This window comes from Bacillus sp. S14(2024) (assembly GCF_050473785.1).
GTDB classification, from domain to species: Bacteria; Bacillota; Bacilli; order Bacillales; family Bacillaceae_G; genus Bacillus_A; species Bacillus_A yunxiaonensis.
The window spans coordinates 1,919,433-1,941,299 of the sequence record NZ_JBFLUP010000006.1 but is presented as its reverse complement, the minus strand read 5'-3'; the positions used below and the strand labels follow the sequence as shown (position 1 = coordinate 1,941,299).

19 protein-coding genes are annotated in these 21,867 nt (G+C 35.4%); 5 read left to right on the top strand and 14 right to left on the bottom strand.

What is annotated here, in order from left to right; all coding sequences use genetic code 11:
• Positions 1 to 194: 194 nt before the first annotated feature.
• Positions 195 to 650 (bottom strand): ferritin family protein, encoded by a 456-nt coding sequence (locus AB1279_RS10240; RefSeq protein ID WP_429758642.1) that lies wholly within the window; start codon positions 648 to 650, stop codon positions 195 to 197.
• A gap of 130 nt (positions 651 to 780) precedes the next feature.
• On the opposite strand from AB1279_RS10240, the gene AB1279_RS10235 reads away from it, so the two are divergent.
• A complete protein-coding gene (locus AB1279_RS10235; RefSeq protein WP_429758641.1) occupies positions 781 to 1,533 on the top strand; it encodes a (S)-benzoin forming benzil reductase in 753 nt (250 codons plus the stop codon).
• Between the two features lie 25 nt (positions 1,534 to 1,558).
• Here the strand turns inward: AB1279_RS10235 and AB1279_RS10230 are convergent, their stop codons facing one another.
• The 6 genes from AB1279_RS10230 to AB1279_RS10205 all read right to left on the bottom strand — a co-directional run bounded on the left by AB1279_RS10230 (position 1,559) and on the right by AB1279_RS10205 (position 8,495).
• Complete coding sequence (locus AB1279_RS10230; protein WP_429758640.1) at positions 1,559 to 2,398, bottom strand: GNAT family N-acetyltransferase; 840 nt, start codon at positions 2,396 to 2,398, stop codon at positions 1,559 to 1,561.
• A gap of 71 nt (positions 2,399 to 2,469) precedes the next feature.
• Positions 2,470 to 3,978, bottom strand: a complete 1,509-nt coding sequence (gene argH / locus AB1279_RS10225; protein ID WP_429758639.1) for an argininosuccinate lyase — start codon at positions 3,976 to 3,978, stop codon at positions 2,470 to 2,472.
• Between the two features lie 100 nt (positions 3,979 to 4,078).
• Positions 4,079 to 5,188: a serine hydrolase gene (locus AB1279_RS10220; RefSeq protein WP_336481053.1), complete on the bottom strand. Its 1,110-nt coding sequence runs from the start codon at positions 5,186 to 5,188 to the stop codon at positions 4,079 to 4,081.
• A 113-nt stretch (positions 5,189 to 5,301) separates the two neighbouring features.
• Positions 5,302 to 6,249 (bottom strand): nucleoside hydrolase, encoded by a 948-nt coding sequence (locus AB1279_RS10215; RefSeq protein WP_429758638.1) that lies wholly within the window; start codon positions 6,247 to 6,249, stop codon positions 5,302 to 5,304.
• 522 nt (positions 6,250 to 6,771) lie between these two features.
• A complete protein-coding gene (gene panF / locus AB1279_RS10210) occupies positions 6,772 to 8,214 on the bottom strand; it encodes a sodium/pantothenate symporter (protein ID WP_429758637.1) in 1,443 nt (480 codons plus the stop codon).
• Positions 8,215 to 8,216: 2 nt separating this feature from the next.
• Positions 8,217 to 8,495 (bottom strand): YhdT family protein, encoded by a 279-nt coding sequence (locus AB1279_RS10205; protein WP_429749022.1) that lies wholly within the window; start codon positions 8,493 to 8,495, stop codon positions 8,217 to 8,219.
• Between the two features lie 420 nt (positions 8,496 to 8,915).
• Between AB1279_RS10205 and AB1279_RS10200 the strand changes: the two genes are divergently transcribed.
• Positions 8,916 to 10,400, top strand: coding sequence for an aldehyde dehydrogenase family protein (locus tag AB1279_RS10200; RefSeq protein WP_429758636.1), 1,485 nt, complete (start codon positions 8,916 to 8,918; stop codon positions 10,398 to 10,400).
• A 491-nt stretch (positions 10,401 to 10,891) separates the two neighbouring features.
• Entirely contained in the window at positions 10,892 to 11,398 is a 507-nt protein-coding gene (locus AB1279_RS10195) for a hypothetical protein (RefSeq protein WP_429758635.1), read from the top strand.
• 714 nt (positions 11,399 to 12,112) lie between these two features.
• On the opposite strand, the gene fabG is transcribed toward AB1279_RS10195, so the two are convergent.
• On the bottom strand, positions 12,113 to 12,853 hold the full coding sequence (gene fabG, locus AB1279_RS10190) for a 3-oxoacyl-ACP reductase FabG (RefSeq protein WP_429758634.1): 741 nt from the start codon (positions 12,851 to 12,853) through the stop codon (positions 12,113 to 12,115).
• A 134-nt stretch (positions 12,854 to 12,987) separates the two neighbouring features.
• Here fabG and AB1279_RS10185 point away from each other — a divergent pair, with 134 nt between their 5' ends.
• Positions 12,988 to 13,137, top strand: a complete 150-nt coding sequence (locus AB1279_RS10185; RefSeq protein WP_429758633.1) for a YfhD family protein — start codon at positions 12,988 to 12,990, stop codon at positions 13,135 to 13,137.
• Positions 13,138 to 13,157: 20 nt separating this feature from the next.
• Here the strand turns inward: AB1279_RS10185 and shc are convergent, their stop codons facing one another.
• The 4 genes from shc to AB1279_RS10165 all read right to left on the bottom strand — a co-directional run bounded on the left by shc (position 13,158) and on the right by AB1279_RS10165 (position 16,894).
• A complete protein-coding gene (gene shc, locus AB1279_RS10180) occupies positions 13,158 to 15,017 on the bottom strand; it encodes a squalene--hopene cyclase (protein ID WP_429758632.1) in 1,860 nt (619 codons plus the stop codon).
• 100 nt (positions 15,018 to 15,117) lie between these two features.
• Positions 15,118 to 15,543 (bottom strand): divergent PAP2 family protein, encoded by a 426-nt coding sequence (locus tag AB1279_RS10175; RefSeq protein WP_429758631.1) that lies wholly within the window; start codon positions 15,541 to 15,543, stop codon positions 15,118 to 15,120.
• 78 nt (positions 15,544 to 15,621) lie between these two features.
• On the bottom strand, positions 15,622 to 16,551 hold the full coding sequence (gene rarD / locus AB1279_RS10170; protein ID WP_429758630.1) for an EamA family transporter RarD: 930 nt from the start codon (positions 16,549 to 16,551) through the stop codon (positions 15,622 to 15,624).
• A 94-nt stretch (positions 16,552 to 16,645) separates the two neighbouring features.
• Positions 16,646 to 16,894: a DUF1294 domain-containing protein gene (locus tag AB1279_RS10165; protein ID WP_429761339.1), complete on the bottom strand. Its 249-nt coding sequence runs from the start codon at positions 16,892 to 16,894 to the stop codon at positions 16,646 to 16,648.
• A 245-nt stretch (positions 16,895 to 17,139) separates the two neighbouring features.
• Here AB1279_RS10165 and AB1279_RS10160 point away from each other — a divergent pair, with 245 nt between their 5' ends.
• Positions 17,140 to 17,631: a CarD family transcriptional regulator gene (locus AB1279_RS10160; protein ID WP_429749011.1), complete on the top strand. Its 492-nt coding sequence runs from the start codon at positions 17,140 to 17,142 to the stop codon at positions 17,629 to 17,631.
• Positions 17,632 to 18,290: 659 nt separating this feature from the next.
• Here the strand turns inward: AB1279_RS10160 and AB1279_RS10155 are convergent.
• A complete protein-coding gene (locus tag AB1279_RS10155) occupies positions 18,291 to 18,434 on the bottom strand; it encodes a phosphonate ABC transporter permease (RefSeq protein WP_429749009.1) in 144 nt (47 codons plus the stop codon).
• Positions 18,435 to 18,490: 56 nt separating this feature from the next.
• The gene (locus AB1279_RS10150) at positions 18,491 to 21,853 is read right to left on the bottom strand and encodes a tubulin-like doman-containing protein (RefSeq protein WP_429758629.1); all 3,363 of its coding nucleotides are present in this window, start codon (positions 21,851 to 21,853) and stop codon (positions 18,491 to 18,493) included.
• Between the last annotated feature and the right edge of the window lie 14 nt (positions 21,854 to 21,867).

The window sequence follows — 21,867 nt, the reverse complement described above, 5'->3', positions numbered from 1 at the left end:
TTGATCGTATGAAGCGAAACTTTCATCAATGATTTCCCCCCATCTATCTTCCTCGCTTCTCTCTCAATCTTGAGGTGGTGGGTCTTACTGCTCGCAAATTGCGGGATAAACCCATTTTATGTATTTTTGTTTCTTCCAGAAATTTCGTTTATTGATCATAAAAAAACTAGACAAAATTGTCTAGTATCCTTAAGTTATGATAGAGAAGATAATAAAAAACCAAAGCGTATAGCATGCTCTATTTCGTCTGTCATCGCCCGAAAGAAAACATCTCGAACTGCTAAGTTTTGCGTTAATAAATAAGCATTTCGGTAATCTTCATACGCTTCCAGTTCATCTTCATAAGCACGTTCTAACCCTTCTTTATAAGAAGAATATTGAGTTTGCACTACTTGATACGTTGGTTGCTGTCCAGTTAGTGTTGTATACAATTGTATAAATTTTTGTAAATGTACTTTTTCGTCTTCCAATGCATGTAAAATATCTTTTTTATGTCTCGCATTTGGTGCTTCGTTTACAAGCCGACTATAAAAATCAATCGCAGCAGCTTCGCCTTTAATAGCTTCTAAAATAGCTTGTGACACTTGGTTATACATTCCCTCATATACCCGGTATAGTTGATTATACGAATTAGGGATTACATAGTACATACCTACTCCTCCTCGAAATCATGCATTACTTTATTGTATGTAGACGCATTCATTTCGTTCAGTTTAGTTTCGCTTATTAAAAAGGAATATCTTATACTATTACATATATAGTGAAAGAAGCTTTAAATATATGCGTTATGTAATATTAACAGGAACTTCTCGGGGATTAGGTGAAGCAATTGCTACACAATTATTACAACAAGGAACGAAACTCATTTCTATATCACGTAAACAAAACGAACAACTTATCGAAAAAGCAAAATACCTTCATATTCCATTTGATTTTTATTCGTTTGATCTACAAGATGTTCATCAAATTGAAGCATTGATGGAAAATATTTTTTCAAACATCGATGTAAAAACGGCATCTTCTATTCACCTTATTAATAACGCTGGTATGTTAGCACCAATGAAACCAGTTGAGCGGTCAGAAAGTGAACAATTAATTGCAAATGTCCATGTAAATTTAGTAGCTCCTATGTTACTTTCTTCAGCCTTTATGAAGCATACGAAAGACTGGAATGTGGACAAACGAATCATTAACATCTCTTCTGGCGCCGGACAAAAACCATACTTTGGCTGGGGAGCATACTGTACCGCCAAAGCTGGTATTAATATGTTTACAAAATGTGTTGCAGCAGAAGAAACTGATAAAGGCTATCCTGTAAAAATTCTTTCTTTTGCGCCAGGTGTTGTAGATACAGAGATGCAAACCGAAATAAGAGAAACATCAAAAGAAGACTTTATTCATGTAGACCGTTTCTTAGCTTTGAAAGAAGATGACCATTTACTTTCACCAAATTATGTAGCCAAAGCCGTTATTGACTTATTAGAAACAGATAATTTTCAACAAGGTGGTGTTGTACGCATTGATGAACAATAGAAAAACTCGCTAATAGCGAGTTTTTCTATTGTTTAGATTTTAAAAATAATAGAATTGACTCCATAATTAGTTCATAACCAATTTCTTGATAGATTTTGTTAGATGTAGGATTAGCTAGATCAGTATATAATGAAGTCGTTGCATACCCATTGTCTAACATATATTGACTGAGCGCTGATACACAGTTTAAAGCATAACCTTTTTTACGTTCTGCCTTTGGAGTATATACAAAATTTATTGTGATATTATGCTTTGTTGGTCTTGTAACAGCTGCCATTGAAACTAATTGTCCTTCTACTTCCCACCCGAACAAACGTTGACTTTCAATTAATTCAGCGGCAGTATGCACTGCTTCTTCCTTTGTAATTGATAAATTTACTTCTTCACAAAAGCAGTATACCCAATCTTCAATTAGATCTTGTTCTTTTAATTCTATTCGACGGAAAACCCCATTATTTTCGGCTTTTTTCATTACCTGCTTTAACCCGTATACCCCTTGCTTCATTTTGATTTGAATCGATTTATGTTGAAAATCCGCGAGTTGTTCTGCTAAACATTCTACCATCTGTTTTTCTCCAATTAATCCGGGCAAATCAGGATATGCAATTGCTAGTTGCTGTGCAATTTCTCTTATTTCATCCTTTTCTAAAGGCGCAGACTTTGCTACAATGGCTTGCTGATGATGCGTTTGAAGCATAACGAATACAAGCTCTTCCCCTTTTGTAGCCGTTGCCATAAATAAGGGAAGCTGCGAAGACCGTAACACACCCAATATTAAATTATTCTCTTGTTCATATGCTTCTAAAAAAGGAAGAATATCATTTTTAAATTGTACAAAATTCGTATATACATTTAGTTGTATCACTATAATCTCTTCTTTCTTTCCTAATCTATAGTGATATATTGGCGATTTACAAGTTAAATCCTTCTTTTATTTTATAAATGAAGGATAGTTGCAACAAGTTTATTGACTTGTTCTTCAGCTTCAGCAAGTTGTTTCTTCACGTTCTCTAGCCGCTCTTCCTGCTTTGAACGATTCTCTTTTCTCTCTTTAATCATTCGCTGCATTTGTTGTAAACTCGGTCCACCGTATACAGTTCGCTTTGCAACAAACGAATGCGGTGAAATGATTTCATTCCACTCTTCTTTTGTTAATACAACCTGTAATTCCTTTTGTAAATGCATATTAACATCGACAATATTTAGTTCGTGTAAATCTTTTTTCTGTTCTTCCGAAAGTTTAGCTATATAACTTGCTGTATAATGAGCACGGCGAAATGGAATATCATACTGCCGGGTTAGTGTATCAGCTAACTCAGTTATGGTAATCGCATGCTTTTTTGCACGACTTTGTAATATTTCCTTTTCAATTGTCATCGTGCGCACTACCGCATTCATTACACAAATAACTCGAATCGCTTTCTCAAATCCTTCATATAAATGGGGCTGTAAATCATCTTCTGTATCGACAATATCTCCAAACGGTGTATTATGAATCATTTGAAAAACAGTAAATGCTTCTCCCCAAGCGCTACTTGCAAGAGACCTTGCATGCTCAATTGATACTGGATTGCGTTTTTGCGGCATAATACTACTAATTTGTACATAAGGATTTGCAACTGTAATACCGTTATACTCTTTCGTAGCTAATAATAAAAAATCTTGGAGCCATCTGCTTGTATTTGTCATCGTCATCATAAGCGCGCTGCTTGCTTCTAATAAATAATCTGTACTTGCAATTGCGTCGTATGAATTTTCAATTACCTTCGAAAAACCTAGAAGATCCGCAACACGCTTTCGATTAATTGGAAAACTTGTGGTCGCAAGCGCTGCGGCTCCTAAGGGAGATTGATTTACAGCATGATAAGCGGTCCATAAACGCTCCGTATCACGTTGCATCACATCATAAATAGCAAGCAGATAATGACCAAACGTTGTTGGCTGAGCTGGTTGTGTATGTGTATATGCCGGCATAATCGTTTCCATATGTTCCTTAGCTCGCTCTAGCATACTCTCTTGCAGTAGCATAAAATGCTCGATGTATTGCAGGAGATAACGTCGTAAACTCATACGATACATCGCTACCCCCATATCATTTCGACTTCGCCCAATGTGCATATTGCTAACCACATCACTGTCTGCTTCTTGTTGAATCAAATGCTCAACTAGAAAAAAGAGATCTTCATACTCCTTTCTGTATACTAGCTCGTCTAATGGGACAGTTTTTACTTTTTCTACCGCTGCTACAATTTGCTTAGCATTTTGTTTTTTTAGCAACCCTTCTTCTAGCAACATAATGACATGCGCATGATGAATTTGAAACATGTCATCCAATAAATAATTCTTTTGAAAACAGAATATATGTTGTAGTATACAATCAGCATATGTTCTCCCCGGAAAGACTACACCTTCTCGCTGTAAAAACTCCTCGCTTCCCTCCCGCATTTTAAATAACTCCCCTCGCTTATTAATTATTAATCATCATACCCAGCTCCTAAAAAAATGTGTTTATCCAAAGAAAAAAACCGATGTATATACATCGGTTTTACTTAATAACAGTTGCTTTATATTTATCGTTTTGTAATATCTGAAAATGTAAATTTGATAAATGCTTACGTAATTCAGCACTATCTTCCTCATTTATATTATTTGCCAAAAAGACAATTTCTGTGCAGTTTCCACGTTTGTCTGTTGCATATACAGCTTTAGATAAAGACCATGGTGTATACCCATTTTTTTGACCTGCATGTCGAAAATGTTGACGATACTTTTTCCCTTCCATATCTGATTCTACAAGTTGTGACCATTCTTTTTCTTCCACTTTTGTAAAACCTTTTTGATGGTTTGCTTTCTCTAATAAAATCATATAGTCATTTGCAGAAGCAGCCGGAAGTCTATCTGACCAAATTTTCTCGTACTTTTCTCCTAAGAAAAGCGGAATTTCATTTTGCAGCTGCGGACCTTTTTGTTTTAAACGCTCATGTATCAGCATCGCATAACGACAATATTCTTCTTGCGGCATCGTTCTTAACGTATGTGCTAATTGTTGCTTTGGAACATGTAATTCCTTGTATAGATAGCCCGGAATATACAAAGATGAAACAATTGGGAATAATGGCTGATGTGATGGTAATCCCAATTGTTTTATATTTCCATTAATATTCTCTATACCAAGGCGGTCCATTAAATACTCTGTATTTGCATTTGAGCTAAATTTCATCATTCCTCTTGCTACTTGTTCTAGCGTAACTACATTTTCTTCTAAAAGTCCTTTTTTCATTAAAACATTTTGCCATTTCTCATGAGCACCGCCATCCGTATTTGGAACGTAATAACGATTAATATCGTCTATCGACACAAGCTCATTTGGATCAATTTTCCCTTCCCCTACTTGTTTTGTAAACTCCAACGCGACAATGAGCTTCATCGTACTCGCTACAGGTAATACAACATTAGGGTTTATAGAATACACCAATTTATCATTTCGCATCACTAGCAATGCGCTGTTTTTTTGATCTTTATTTTCTTCTACAAATGATGCAACATATTGTGCATCATCATTATTTGAACTCCATGCTTTTTTCACAAAAAAATTACTTGAGATAATAAATACAAATAAACAAAGTATTCCTATACATAACCCAATTGTCTTCAAATGGAATTCCTCTCCTAAACTTTGTCTTGTAATCTATTATAATATATTATTCATATGCAAAACAATAGAGGCAATCTATAAACAGATCGCCTCTACTATAACTTGTATACTGTCTACGTCATAACTCGAATAAAATCTTCAAGAAATTTTTTATAATGTAATTCCCAGCCAATTCTGACCCATTTTTTCATCGATTCTGCCCTTGGCTGTGGTCTAAAGTCGGCAATACTTTCACCTTTTGCAAGACCATCAATATCAACTTGAACACGACGATATACATATTCTATCAAGGAAGGATTAGCAACAGCCATCATTGTTACAACATCATGAATTGGACTTCCAGCTATGTTCGGATTTAATTTTTTATAGGCTTTATAGTAATAATTAAAAATTGGTTCGATTAATTTATTAAAATTTGTTTTTGCATTCTTTGTAATATATGGAACAGTATCAGGAGTAATGACTGCTTCATTTGTTACGTTCAGTGGAATTAACGAAACATTCTCAGCATATTGCATTACTAAATTTGAAGCAATCGCATCTCCGTGAAAATTCGCTTCTGCAACAGGGGTAACATTGCCTGGAACAAGAAATGCCCCGCCCATTATGTAATACTCTTTTACGCTTTTCATCAATTCTTTCTCTAAAATAAAAGCCGTTGCTAAGCTTGTTGAACGCCCCGCATCAACAATAATAAGCTCTCCTTTATATCTGTTAATAATCTCAAATATCTCACAAAACAGTTTCACATTCGCTTTAATTGTTTCAGGTGGACGAATAGGCCCTAATCCTTCCTGTCCATGTATTTCTGGATAGTATGTTATAAATTCTCCTGATAAAGGAATTTTTGCCCCATTAATAATTGGAATATCTTCCCTTCCAGCTATTTGCAATAAATAAGCAGCATTATTCGTCGCCTGCTCTTGAGTAACATTGCCATACCCTGTTACAACACCAACAATATCGATATCAGGGTGTAATAACCCATACATGATTGCTAATGAATCATCAATACCAGGATCTCCAAGAAACAGTACTTTTTTCAAAGCATTCAACTCCATCCTATCAACTGCTATTACTATATGAATGAAAAAAAATGTACAGAAGTAAAATCCAAACGATTTTTTATCCGATACGAAAAAGATCATAAACAAAAAACATACTGATTTTTATGCTACTCTTTTAGTAATGTTAGATTCTTATGCCAGAGAAGTGTTTAATAAAAAATATCCAAATCGTAGTTATGGATTATGGAATGCAGAAATATTAGAGGTTACACGAATAACAGATGGATTTTCTCAATTTGATTTTATAGTGAAAGTCTAATATGACACTTATACGGGTCCACATAATCGACCAGAAGGTCTTGTTACTAAAACTTTTAATGTGAAAATTGAATGGGTTACTGTAATTGAAATCAAAGGATAATTTCTGAATTTATTATTCAACTAACGGATACTTTAATTTAATAAAAAAGACAATACATATTAGTTATATAAAATATGTATTGTCCTTTATGAATCGAGATTTTTTTAATTTAGTTCTTGATAAGAGACAACTCTTGCTCTTTTTATATAAAGACTTTAAATTTGTTGCTGCAACTTACGTGAAAACAACGTGCTTCCTATAATATAAGCAATAAATGCTAAACAAACCGGAAATACAACCGTATGAACACCAAGAGGATTCGGAAGCAGCAAATGAAATCCCATATAAGAGCCAACTCCAACAACAATCGAAGCAAGGGCTCCGGCAGCATTTCCCCTTCTCCAATACAACCCGAGCACAAGCGGCCAAAGGAACGCTGCCTCTAAACCACCAAAGGAAAATAAATTTAACCAAATTAAGAAATCAGGAGGTTTAATCGCTGCAGCATAAACAAGTAATCCAACAATTGCTGTAATCCATAGCGTTCCTCTTTTTACTGTTTGAGCAGCAGCATTTTCGTTTATGTAATTTACATAAATATCTTTAATAATGGAAGAACTCACAAGCAATAACAATGAGTTAACTGTCGACATAATAGCCGCCATTGGAGCTGCTAAGAAAATACCAGCAAGCCAAGGAGGCAATACTTTCATCGCTAGCAATGGCATTACTTTATCAGGCACACTCACTCCTGGTAAAACAACACGGGCAAATACACCCGTTAAATGCATACCAATCATAATTGTACCGACGACAACAGTACCGATAATTAAAGCTTGATGCATCGCTTTTGAATTTTTATAAGACATGGCTCGAATACTAATTTGCGGCAAACCTACCACCCCAACGCCAATCAAAATCCAATATGAAGACACGTATGCCTTTGTTAAACTACCATCTGCTCCAAATGGCGTAACTAAATTGGGATTAATCTGTACAAGCTCGTGCATAATATTCGAAATACCACCGCCCGCAATAATTGTACCAATTAAAATAATTGTTGTACCGAGCAGCATAATAAGACCTAATATTGTATCCGAAAGCGCAACAGCACGAAATCCACCAATCAAAACATAAACAAGTACAAAAAACGTAAAAAGAAATAAAGACGTTGTATAAGAAAGACCTGTTAACGATTCAATTAATCTTCCGCCGCCAACCCACTGCGCAACGGTTGCTGAAAACAAGAAAATAATAATACATAACGCTGATAAAATAACAACAGCTTTATTGTTGTATCTTCCTTTCAAGTAATCAATTAACGTAATAGCTTCCATTTTTCTTGCAGTAATCGCAAATTTCTTTCCAAGTACAGTTAGTACAATGTAACCCGTTACAACTTGTATAGCCGACAACAATACCCAACCAAGCCCCATGTTATATGCAATTCCAGGTCCACCGATAAAGCTACTTGCACTTCCATACGTCGCAATCATCGTCATTGCTAATAATAGTCCACCAAGTTCGCGCCCGCCTAGAAAATACTCTTGCAAAAATTTGTTATGCGCGGTCGTTTGAACACGTCTCGCCGCATATACACCAATTAAAAACACAACAACAAAAGATAACATCATTGGAATAATTACATACCAGTTCATTTTCATTCCTCACTCTTTTCTTCCTCATCAAACGAAACATCTTGAAATACGAAACGGACAACAAATACAATAAGTAAAACCATTACAATAAACCCTACTATACAACTATAAAAGAACCAGGCCGGAAACCCTAGTATATATGTATATTCTTTTGGATTGCCACTACCTAATCCATATGCGAAACCGTACCATATTAGAAAGTTGATAACAGCAAGTCCAACTCCGATCCACGCTTCACGATGTGCGATACGAAAACGCGGATCATCATGATGTTGATTCATTTCTTTCTCCTCCTTTCACGATGTATTATTGTACCATTGTTTGTATCGTTTTTCCTATAAAAAAAGCAAAATGAATATCTCTTGTGAATCATATTAGACTTACATTACAAAATTACATATTTTTAACAATTTTAATATAAATAAGATTGAAATTTCTGATTTTTTAAGTTACGATTGAAATTGGATGTCCTTCACCTAGTTTATCCTGCACTAACGGTCAGTAAAACTGCTCTCCCAGGATTTTGAGGGAACAAAAAAGATATATGTCCGTAAGAGCCCAATTGATTCGACTAACCATCAGTGGGAAATGAAGAAAAAACATTGATGGAAGTTTCATTTTATCCCGCAACTCCTCTTTTCTTTGGAATAAATGCAGTATTTTGCTGCATTTACATTATATATTCTTTAGGGGGTTATACAATGAGTCAACTAGCTGTGAATCTCCATGAAAAAGTAGAGAAATTTTTACAAGGAACAAAGAAACTATATGTAAATGGAACTTTCATTGAAAGCGCTTCCGGAAAGACATTTAAAACACCAAATCCAGCAACTGGCGATACGTTAGCTGTTGTATATGAAGGCGGTCGTGAAGATATCCATAAAGCAGTCATAGCGGCACGCCAAGCATTTGATGAAGGACCATGGTCACGTATGAGCGGAGCTGAGCGCAGCCGCTGCATGTACAAGCTTGCTGATTTAATGGAAAAACATAAAGATGAGCTTGCACAGCTTGAAACACTTGATAACGGAAAACCAATTCAAGAAACAACAACTGCAGATATTCCTCTTGCAATTGAACATATGCGTTATTATGCCGGATGGGCAACAAAATTAGTTGGTCAAACAATTCCTGTTTCAGGAGATTATTTTAATTATACACGCCATGAACCCGTTGGTGTTGTGGGTCAAATTATCCCATGGAACTTCCCGCTTTTAATGGCGATGTGGAAGTTGGGTGCAGCACTAGCAACTGGATGTACCGTCGTACTAAAACCAGCAGAACAAACTCCTCTTTCCGCATTATATTTAGCTGAACTGATAGAAGAAGCTGAATTCCCAAAAGGTGTTATTAACATTGTACCAGGATATGGTGAAACAGCTGGTCAAGCTCTTGTTAGTCATCCTCTCATTGATAAAATTGCTTTTACAGGCTCAACTGAAGTTGGAAAACACATTATGAAAGAAGCATCCCAATCATTAAAACGCGTAACATTAGAGCTTGGTGGTAAATCACCAAATATTATTTTACCCGATGCTGATTTATCGCGTGCAATTCCAGCAGCACTTTCTGGCGTTATGTTTAACCAAGGACAAGTATGTTGTGCTGGATCTCGCTTGTTCATTCCAAAGAAAATGTATGATAATGTTGTTGCAGATCTTGCCTTATACTCAAAGAGCTTAACGCAAGGATCTGGATTAGATCCACAAACAAATATTGGTCCCCTCGTATCAGAAGAACAACAAAATCGAGTAATGGGCTATATTGAAAAAGGAAAAAATGAGGGAGCAGAAATATTAGTTGGTGGAAATAAACCTTACGAACAAGGTTATTATGTTGCTCCAACAATTTTCGCAGCTGTACAAGATGAAATGACAATTGCGAAAGAAGAAATTTTTGGTCCTGTCGTTGCTGCAATGCCATTTGATGACATTGATGAAGTTATTGAACGTGCGAACAAATCAGCATATGGATTAGCTGCTGGTTTGTGGACAGAAAATTTGAAGAATGCGCATTATGTTGCAAGTAAATTAAGAGCTGGAACAGTGTGGGTAAACTGTTATAACGTCTTTGATGCGGCCTCTCCGTTTGGAGGTTATAAACAATCAGGTCTTGGGCGTGAAATGGGTTCTTATGCGTTAAATAACTATACAGAAGTAAAAAGCGTTTGGATTAACTTAAACTAAAAAAAGTCTTACCAATTGTTCTATTTAGATTCAAGAAATTTGAATCAATCTTTGTTTCACCAAGAGCAAATATATAATGTTACACATTATATATGAATAAAAGAAGAGGATAGATACAAGCAGAATAATTCTGTATGTTCTATCCTTTTTTGTACTACAAATGCCCTCATTTGCCACAACATTTGGATTGGCTGTCCTCAAATAAAGCCCCAATTGTTGAAAAAAATATGTAATGAAACTTAGAGTAATTTAACTAGGAGAACTTACATTTTTGGATCCCACCATATGCCCATCAACCTAACAGAACAGGTTGCCCCCAAAGTGATAAAAATGAGCCTTATTTTTATAAAAGACACAAAATTTTCATTCTGGGGCATTATAAAATCTTAACTTGATGGCGATGGGACTAACCTCAGAAAGATCTAAATTCCACAATAAAAAGCAGAATAATGTAATAAACTTTGAGAAAAAATACCTTTAGAGGTGATTTTATGCGTATATTATTTCTTAGCTTTTTGTTTCCGTTGATTCTGCTATCACATACCAATGCCACATTTGCTGAAACAGAATCTAACCAATTAGAAAGCCAAATAAGTTCATTTATGTCAGGCTTGCAAACAAAAACACCTAAACAAGCTATAGAATTGTGGATATTAGGTGTAAAAAATCGAAGCGGTGCTGTTCAATTCGCCATGTTGTCACCGTCACTTCAGCAACAGACACAGAAGAAATTCGAGCAAAGTAGTTGGGTAACCGGGCAATCAAGTCCGTGGGTTGATAATTTCCGTTTTGTAAAAGTAGATAAGATTAGTAATACAAAATGGAAATTTACAATTGCATATGATTTAATAACCTCATTTGCCAAAATTGAAAAAGGACAAAAGATTATTACTGTAGAAAAAAATTCAGATCCAGGCAGCACTAACTGGTTTATAACGAAGATAACTTCAAAATATAACCCTTCTGAGGCATTTACCCCTGCTGAAACTATAATTTAATCAAGCATATTTTGAGACTAACTCCCCCTACTATTTTGGTGGAATTTTTTTGATTATAAAAAGACCTCATTTATAGGGAAGCTTTTCAAGAGAAAATACCTTCAGTATCCATATATAGTTCATAAGGTTTATTTTTTATTTAACATTGTTATTAAATTGATAAAATTTTGATAAAGGAATAGTGTTCTTTTTCAGTAAAAATCTTTATTACTTAGTAAAGGACTTTTTTTCTTTTTCATAACTATGAATTTGAAATAGAGTTACGATGTTTGTAAAAAAGACGCGAAGTTTTGAATAAAGTTACGACGTGTATAAAAAAGATAAGATGCTTTATCTCTTAACTCAAAGAAATCGAAATAAGTTTTGATTAAACTTTTTTATCCCGCATTAACGGGCAGTAATACTCCCACCTCAAAATTCAGCGAAAGTAAAGAAGATAGGTGGGAGATAAACTGCCCGTAAAAGCCCGATTGGTTCAACTAATAATCAGTGGGGGATGAAGAAAACCCCCACTGATTAAAGTTTCACTTTATAAAACTGAAAGATTATTTAAAAGAAAGGATTCATTTTGACTAAACTATATCCAAAATGAACCCTTTTCATTTACTGTAAAATACGTGTTTACGAGATACTTTTCATCAAACTTTATTTCAAAGCAATAATTAAGCTAAAAGGATAGCAAGACCTTTTCCCTGCTCTATGCCTTACTCCTTTTTATACTTGTAACCCACCACTTACATTTAGTACTTCTCCAGTAATGTAAGAAGCAAAATCTGATGCTAGAAAGGCAGCTGCATGTGCAATATCTTGCGGTGCCCCGATTCGCCCCGCTGGAATGGCTGCAATCATCTTTTCCTTTACTTTATCCGGTATGGCTTGCGTCATATCGGTATCCATAAATCCAGGACAAATTGCATTACATGTAACACCAAATCCAGCTGCTTCTTTTGATGCTGTTTTTGTAAGCCCAATTACACCTGCTTTAGCAGCCGCATAGTTTGCTTGGCCGATATTTCCTTGCCAGCTAATTGAAGAAATATTAATAATACGTCCATATTGTTGTTTACGCATATACAAAAGTGCTGGTTGCATACAGTTAAATACACCCGTTACATTTACTTGCAATACTTGCTCCCATGCTGTTTTTTCCATTTTATGCAACATTGCATCTCGTGTAATTCCAGCATTATTTACTAAAATATGCAATGCACCGTATGTTTGAATCGCATACTCAATTAGCGATTTTGCATCCGCATGGCTGCTTACATCACAAACATACGCCCTTACATCATATCCTTCTTGTAACAATTGTGTTGTCGCACTGTTTAAAGCTTCTTGATTCATATCGCTAAGTAATACTTTCGCTCCTAACGCGCCAAATACACGTGCAATTTCTTTTCCAATCCCTTGTGCTGCACCTGTAACAACAGCTGTTTTCCCCTCTAAAAAATTCATCTTTCTCCCTCACTTTTTCTATGTATTTTCTATATATTTCGTCTTATATATTTCATTCTCCTTTTTTGCATAAAAAAGTCTATTTGTGTCACACTATAATTGCAACTTAGCAAAACACAAGGAGATTGTGTGAGATGAAAAATAAGAATTCACAGCAAAACAAAGTATCTGATGGCATTGATGTTGAGTTTTCTCAAGAACTCGCTGACCAAGATGACTTAGAAGCTCAAGCTCGTGCAGATGCTGCAGATGCACGTCAAAAACACCAACCAAACAAAAAATAAACCGAGGACATATTCTCGGTTTATTTTTTATATTTTTTCACATAATGCGCAAAGGTAAGTAAGGGAAATAAGCGATGATAACTATGATAACGAATATAAAATTCCCCAGGCAATCCTGCTCCAGTCGGATATTCAATATGTTCTAAAGAATGCTCTAACAAATAATTGATTCCCTTTTGAATACATGCTGTTTCTGTATCATGTACAGCGATTAAGGCATCTAAAGCCCATGCCGTTTGAGAAGGTGTACTAAAAGGTATTGAAATAAACCGCTTTTCTTTACTACTCCTGCACGATTCTCCCCAGCCTCCATCACGATGTTGAATCGTTTCTAACCACCGCGCTGCTTTTTCTAACGTTGGATGATTTGCTGGCAATCCGTTTGCACGCAGACCTGTTACAGCAGCCCATGTACCATATATATAACAAACTCCCCATTTTCCATACCAAGAACCATTTTGCTCTTGAGTACGGAGGAGCCATTGCATTGCCTGATGTAAATCATTTGCACTTATTTTATTTGGCGCATAAGTTCCAAAAAACTCAAGTATCCTCCCTGTTAAATCTGCTGTAGACGGATCAAGAATCATATCTTCTGCACTATCGAGAGGAACATGCGCAAACATATGCTTATCAACATCCTTCTCAAACGCTCCCCAGCCTCCATCTTTATTCTGCATTCCAAGAATCCACTGTATCCCTTTATTCCAAGCTTGTTCTACTTTCTTATCTTTCTTCGCAATGTAAGTAAGTGAACGTAGCGCCGCTGTTGTATCATCACAATCTGGCACAATGGTATTCGCATCAGTAAATCCCCATCCGCCAGGAGGTAAAGAAGGTGCATGAACACGCCAATCCCCATAAGAAGTATGCTGCTTCTTTAATAAATAACGATTTGCACGTTCAATCATTGCATCATCTTCTGACACATTTGCTTCTTGCAAAGCATAACTTAAAAGAGCAGTATCCCACACTGTTGAAGGTGTGTTTTGCAAATGGACACCATTTTTTGTATTCCATATGTACGACTGTATCCCTGATACAGCTTTCTCAATAATAGGAGAATGTATAGAATGACCGAGAGCAAGGAGAGCGTAAATCATATAAAAAGTAGCGCTCGCGTATGTGTAAAGTGTTCCATTTCCTTCTATACGTTCTAGCATAAAACGTTCCGCTGCTTTATATCCTTTTTGATGAAGAGAATAAGGATAAGAAATGAGCTTTTTCCCTTCTAATAAAATTGTTTGCAGAACAGAAGAGCGTTTATTATGAAACCAATTTGATTTATTCGCACCCGCTATGTAACTAAGATTAGGAATCATATTTTCTTCTATTACAAATTTCTTATTCATACAAATGAGCGTAGGAACGAAATGAATACGTGCAGTATTACTCAATTCATACATACTAAACGGGGAATGATCCGGTAAAAAGAAAAAAGGCATGGGAAAATGAAACAATGCAGGGTAACCGTATTGCCCATGTAAGGCTAACATAAACTTCGTCATAAAGTGAGCGTTTGTAATGCCACCTTGTTCAAGAATAAATTGTTCTGCACGACGCATCATACGGTCTTCTTTCTTAAATTTCCTAGAAGCTAACAATGCAGCATACACTTGAATTGTAGCAGAAAGATTTCCATTCAGCTCATCTTCATACAATTTCCATGTCCCTTCATTTGCTTGTAAAGAACTAAGTCTTGTCACAAATGGCTCTATTTCTTTTTCTCTTCGCAACATACGTAATAATAGAATCATATGACAATCGGTTAACGGGGATCCTTCAAAACAAAAACGCCATGTTCCATCTCTTTGCTGCATCGTACGTAACGCTGTAATTTGTCTTTCCATTTCCTGTTTTACTTTGTCATACAGCAGCATAGATGTCCCCCCTCTTTATTGAATCCATATACAATATTCAATAACATACGTAAATATGTGTAAAACAAAAAAGCAAAGTGAAGTTCATTCTTCACTTTGCTTACGAACAATACCAAATCGCAACAACAATTCCTAAAATTGCCCCGACAACGACTTGATATGGCGTATGACCGACAAGTTCATTCAATTTTTTATACTCCGTTTGTCTCCCATGAAAAAAGTCATTTAAAATTTTGGCTTGTTTACTTACAGCAAGCCTCACTCCGGATGCGTCATACATGACAATAATCGCAAAAATTGTCGCAATTGCAAATACAGAGCTCGTAATTCCTTCTTCAATCCCAGTTGCTATTGCTAATGCTGTCACAGTAGAAGAGTGAGAACTCGGCATTCCACCAGAAGCAAAAAACTGTGCAAAATCAAATTCTCTCTTTTTTACTAAAGTGATTATAACTTTTGTAAGTTGTGCTAAAAACCAAGCAATCACTGCAGACATTAATGGATTGTTATGTAAAATTGTTTCCATAATTTGCACCTCACCGCTTATAATGGAATATCCTTACTTACATTATAAAGAAAACGGCATACATAATACTATGCCGTTTTACGAAACTTTTGCAGATTTATTTTTTATAAATTTTGGCTGCTTATTTAACATAAATTTCGTTTTCGCTATCGAAAATGTAAATAACGCAATCCAAATAAAGAAAAATGCTATCATATGAGTCCCTGTAAAATGTTCATGAAAGACGAAAATTCCTAATACAAGACTGATTGTGGGTGCAATATATTGCAAAAATCCGACCATTGATAACGGAATAAGCTTTGTACCTTTTGCAAAATATAAAAGCGGTAATGCAGTAACAATACCAGCACCAGCTAAAAGTAACGTCGACGTAATTGAAACCGATCCAAACGAACCAATTCCTTGAACACCTAACATCCCTAAATATACAAGAGCAATCGGCATTACAATCATCGTTTCCATCGTGAGCCCAATCATTGAATCATAATCTAATAATTTCTTTGATAAACCATATAAACCAAATGTACATGCCAACGAAATCGCAATCCACGGAATGGATCCATAGCGAACTGTTAAAATTGCAACCCCAAATGCCGCTAACCCTACGGCAACATATTGCCAAAAATTGAGTTTTTCTTTTAAAACGAGCGTGCCAAGTAAAATGCTTACAAGCGGATTAATATAATAACCTAGACTTGCTTCGATGACATGATTATGATTAACAGCCCATATGTACACAAACCAGTTCCCGCTAATTAATATAGAAGCAACAGTTAATGACATGAATAATTTAGGACGTTTAAAAAGTTGCACAAGCTCATTCATAAATTGACCAAAACGTTTGCAAATCAATAAAACAAGTAACATAAAAGCGAATGCCCAAACGATGCGATGAGCTAAAATTTCTTCTGCAGGAACTTCATCTACCAATTTCCAATAAAGCGGCAGAATTCCCCACATCATATATGCACTTGTCGCATATATAATTCCCTTTTTTTGCGCTTCCATTTGACTCCCCTCTTTTCTTTTTTCTTCATTATAAATTGTCCTTCTACCTTTTTACAATTTTCCGCTACATAACTTTTTTACACGGACCGTCTTACTATAATATCCAAAAGATATACACCCCTGCAGCCGCAAGAAATGGAATACCAAGCACAAACTTATTTTTATGTGTTTTATGATGAAACACATACATCCCAATCCAAGCTCCAATTCCTCCCCCTGCTGCAGCAACCAAAAACAACGTACTCTCCGGCGTGCGCCACTGTTTCTTCTTTGCTTTTCTTTTATCTAGTCCCATCATCATAAAAGCGAGAACATTAATAATTACAAAATAACCCCATTTCAGCATATTATTAAACCTCTTTCATACATTTTTTCAATCAATTATTTATCCTGCTACTTTTGGGCAGTAAGCCCCCACTGATAGGAGGCTCAATTTATTATACACTCATTTTATTTTTTAGTTTTATACATATGTAACAATGATTTTACCTAGCCAAACAAAAAATATTGACTATGATAATATTTTTGTGATAATATAAATAATTTTACTTATCATCTTATATATGATAAACTTAAAAAGGTTACCATATGGAGGTGGATTATTTGTTTCAAATTGGCGATAAAATTGTTTATCCAATGCACGGAGCAGGTGTGATTAAAGCCATAGAAGAAAAAGAAATCCTAGGAGAAAAACAAAAATATTATGTAATAAGAATACCTATTAGTAATATGGAAGTAATGATTCCGATGAAAAAAATGATACAATCACGTATACGATTAATTGCCGATATGCTTACATTAGAAAATGTATTACTTATTTTTCAGTACGGCGAATCAGATGATTCACTCTCATGGAAGCAAAGATATACCCAAAACATGGAGAAAATGAAGACGGGTGAAATACAAGAAGGTGCTGAAGTAGTTCGCGACTTAATACGTAGAAATAAAGTAAGGGCGCTTAATGCAAGTGAAAAACAAATGTTAGACAACGCACAAAAAATTTTAATTAGTGAATTAAGTTTAATTAAAGGAATTACTGAAAATCAGGCAATTGATTTGTTAAATACGAAAGTCGGTTAGGTAAAGAAATCCTTCTAAAACCGTTTTGAACTTGATTTTAAATTATATAAAATACCTAAAACGACAAAATAGCCTAACATCTATTTTGTTTTTTTTGCTTTATGTACCTCAATATGATATGATTACAAATACGATTTGATTATAGAAACATTACCCTCTAAGAAAAAATTCTTTTTCCTCTAAATGAATTATTCTCACCACTTTTATTCTCATACTTCTAAGTATACGATGAGGTTCATTTATCCAAGCATTGTTTTTGGATATCCCGATTCATACTGGCACGGTCATCGGAGCCGTAAGGACGAAAGAGAGGTAGGGCTTTCGTTGTTTTGAGGTTTCAAAAACGATAATGAACATTTACTGTTCTTATCTTCCATTTTAACGTAAAAATGATAACAGATTTAAATATATGCTTATATTTGCTCGGTTCATATAAATAGGAAACACATCTTTAGTAATATTTTAAAAGGTTTTTATATGAAAACAATCAAGACAGGAAAATGGTTTAATAGTGAAAAAGGATTTGAATGTACGAAGTACCAAATGATAGTAATGTTACAGTAATTTGCATTCAAACAAGTTAACAGAGGTCAAAATCTAAGAATGTTGTAAAACTATAAGAAAACGAAAAGAACATGCAGTAATTTACTGCATGTTCTTTATCGTTTTTCTACAGTTTCTTTTTCATCTCGATTCATACATTCATCAATAGGTTGACTATCTTTTCCCTCCATACAAATCATCGCATGATAAATTTCTGAATATAAGCCAAACACTTGATATACACTTCCAAGAAACGGCATGAGAATCCCTCTTTTCCAAATAATAAATTCCAAAGTTAAGGATTCCCTATCTTTTCCTAAACATTCGCATTAGTATCTTCCTCTTCTATTTGAACGTTAAGAAGATGTAACCATTTCTTATACGGTGCACTGTTTGGATCTACAAATTCTTTTGCATATGAGCGATTCCATAGTTGCTTTACAAATAAAGTCGCTTCTTTTTTTGCTGCTGTTTCCGCTCCGGTCCCGTAATAAGCTTTAAAATATTGTTCAATTTCATTAACAAGTAATCGTAACAATTCGTCAGATGTTTCTTCTAATGTCGGATCATATTTTGCTTCCTTATCGTACATCAAGATAACATCTAAAATATTGTGAACATGTTCTTTTCGGAGCCATTTTATATCTTGCGCACCTAACAGAAAGGAATGTGTATATAAATGTCCTCCGTGCTGCAATGCTTTTTCTTGTTCCTCTTCAAAACGAGAAATGATATTTTCATATATAAATGGGTTATGAAGCAGTGCACGATGCAATTTATATCCTTCATTTGTTACATTTTTCCCCATCGATTGAATAAGAGAACTTCGCCCCACTCCGTTATATTGGTAAACAAACTGACCGTCCACAGCGGCAAGACTAATCCAACGATATATATATGCATACAATAAAGCACGATTACACTTATCATAATCCAGTTTTGTTTGTGTAGCATTTAAGTCAGGCATAAAAGCAGGTAAGTGCCAATACTTATCAAGATGCGGTGTTAAATTCGATTTGCGAACGTTTAATTTATTTACACGGCGATAATAAGACTGAAAGTAATCTCCCTTCTCATTCACATAACCATTTGCAATATGTCCAGACGATAATTTCGGAAAATCTTGCAGCGACAATCCATAATGCGCACGGTAACATACAATTTCATACGGTGAAAAGGCTGCATCAACCGTTTCCTTTTCCTGGAACATCTCTTGTAACGTTTCTTCATTTAATCCTTGATGAACGAGCGGATGAATACCCCAATATTGCAATTCACGATGATGCGCAACTTTCGGTATAAATGGGCTTGCTAGATGCAGCAAATCTTCAATTTTTTCACTTACATACTCTGTCATATCACGCTTTTGAATAGCCGCTTCTTTCCGCAATGCATCAATAATATTTAATTCTAATTTATCTCGGTAGCGATCTTGTAATTCCTGCTCACAATATGTCAAAATATGTTTCCGATAAAAATCTTCTACTTTTTGTGATTGCCCTTCCTCTGCTTGCGCTCCTCTGCAATATTCACGATATAAACTCATATAAATTTCAGCAGATATCTCTTTTGGCAGCACACCATTGTTTACATGGTGATGAATATCCTTCCACATCTCTTCCTGCATTCGCTCATCTGCTAATACATATACATTTGTTGGATTGGTTTTCCCTTCAAATTCTTTACTACGTTTTTGAATGTCTAATAATAAATTTTCACGAGTTTCTTGTAAATTATCAAAGAAACGCTCCCAATATTGAATCATTTTCTCTACAGCTTGATATAAAGATTGATATACAAGCTCTAGTAACATTTCTTTTCGATATTCATTTAATTTGTGTATATATTGAGTTATAATATCTTGAAATTCTTTTCGAAATGTCCGCTGGTCATTGTGAAACATTTTCCCAAACCAATTTTGCTGCTGCGCCAATTCAACACGTCTAACGGCTGTTACCGTTCCTTCAATATTACTTACATTAAACTTTTTATCATAATTTTGGATAAGACTGCGCTTTTGTTCATTATTTTCATGTAGCCGATTCATTTTTTCGGTTAACAATTTACGAATTTCGTATAACATGTAGCGTGCAGCCACAGGGTGAACAGGATCTGTTTTCTTTAAAAACCATGTATTCAACTGATATGACTGTCCCTCTGAGCCGCTTGGTGTAAATCGATCAGCTTCAATCATATCATATATCAACGTTGTTACATGCTCATGCACACGACTTGGTATCGCATACGCATATAAACGCACAGCGTGGTCTACTCGTGCCACTTCACCTTTCATTTGTTCAGCAATTTTCAGCTTTGCAGCTGAAATTTTACACTCTCTCTGCAAACGATTTAACTCTTCATCTTTTTGTACCGTACGCTGCACATAATTTTCTACTGCTTCTAAAAATAATTTTGATTTTGATACACCAATCTTTCCGCCTTCTGCCCCTTCACGCGTTTCATAATACATTTGCTTATAAAATACATGTGCCTGTTCTGGACGAGTCGCCAAATGTTCTAAATCTTCTAAAAAACTTTTCCCCCGTTCAGGCTTTTCACGCTGCATGCCGCGGCGAACGTCTTGTTCAAACCGATTTTTCTTATCTTGAAAAAGTCGATCTAAATGAAGCCATGATTCATCTAATCCTTGTACCGCCCACTTTAAAGCGCAATAACGAAGAACATTTTCGTATGGATAAACAAGTTTTGCAGCTCCTGCTCCGCAATAACGAGCTTTACCATTTGAATCAGCAAGTTGTTGAATTTGATTATCTTCTTGTGCAAAATGACTCGTTGACATCGGACTAAATAATTGTAAATAAATTGTATTTGTCATTTGTTCCATATAATCAGACAAACTATGCAAATGATGACCATGTAAATTTTCATAATCATATAAGAAGCAATAATTGTATGGTAAATGATGCTGCATAATGGTATGATTTGTGCGTCCATCTTCATCCACTTGATCAGGACGATATTCTAACTCAATTGTAACGCCCCCGCGACGTGATAATTCTCCTGTAGATCCTAAAGTAATTGCATGTAATTCTTTTAATGATGCATATCCGTTTGCCTGCACTGATTCAAATTCTTTGCCGCTTATTGTACGCGTTTTAACGAGAACATCAGGAAGTAAAAAAGCACCGCGAATTAAAATGTTATGATGTTGCAACTTTTTTCGAAGCATTTCTCGTAAATATAGAGCAATTTGTAGAAACATACCAGAACCTGTGCCACCAGCTAATGACGTAACAATAATAACGCGCACACCATATTCCGTTGTATCACTTGTTACGGGGAAAATCTTCTCAATTTCTTGCCAAAAAGTTGTTAATTTATCTTCCTTCATCGCTGCGCGAAGTGCCAATCGAGAAATAACCCGAAGTTGACCAGCACCTTCCGTTAATGGTTTATCTAGTACAGTCGGGTCAATCGGAAACCAATCTGGAATCGTTGGATCTTCTGCCATATATTCGCGCGGTGTTTTACTGGAACTCGTTTGTGTCACAAATTTACGAATATGCTGAAAGTGACTTAACGTATTAATATCTGTATCAAATACGTGCATCGCTACTTTTTTACGCCGTTCCTTCGGAAGTTTCCGGTAAATATCATGTGTAACTGTACTTCCAATTCCGCCAAGTCCAATTAAAATTGTTGGTACTTGAAAATCCATGTGAACCACCTTCC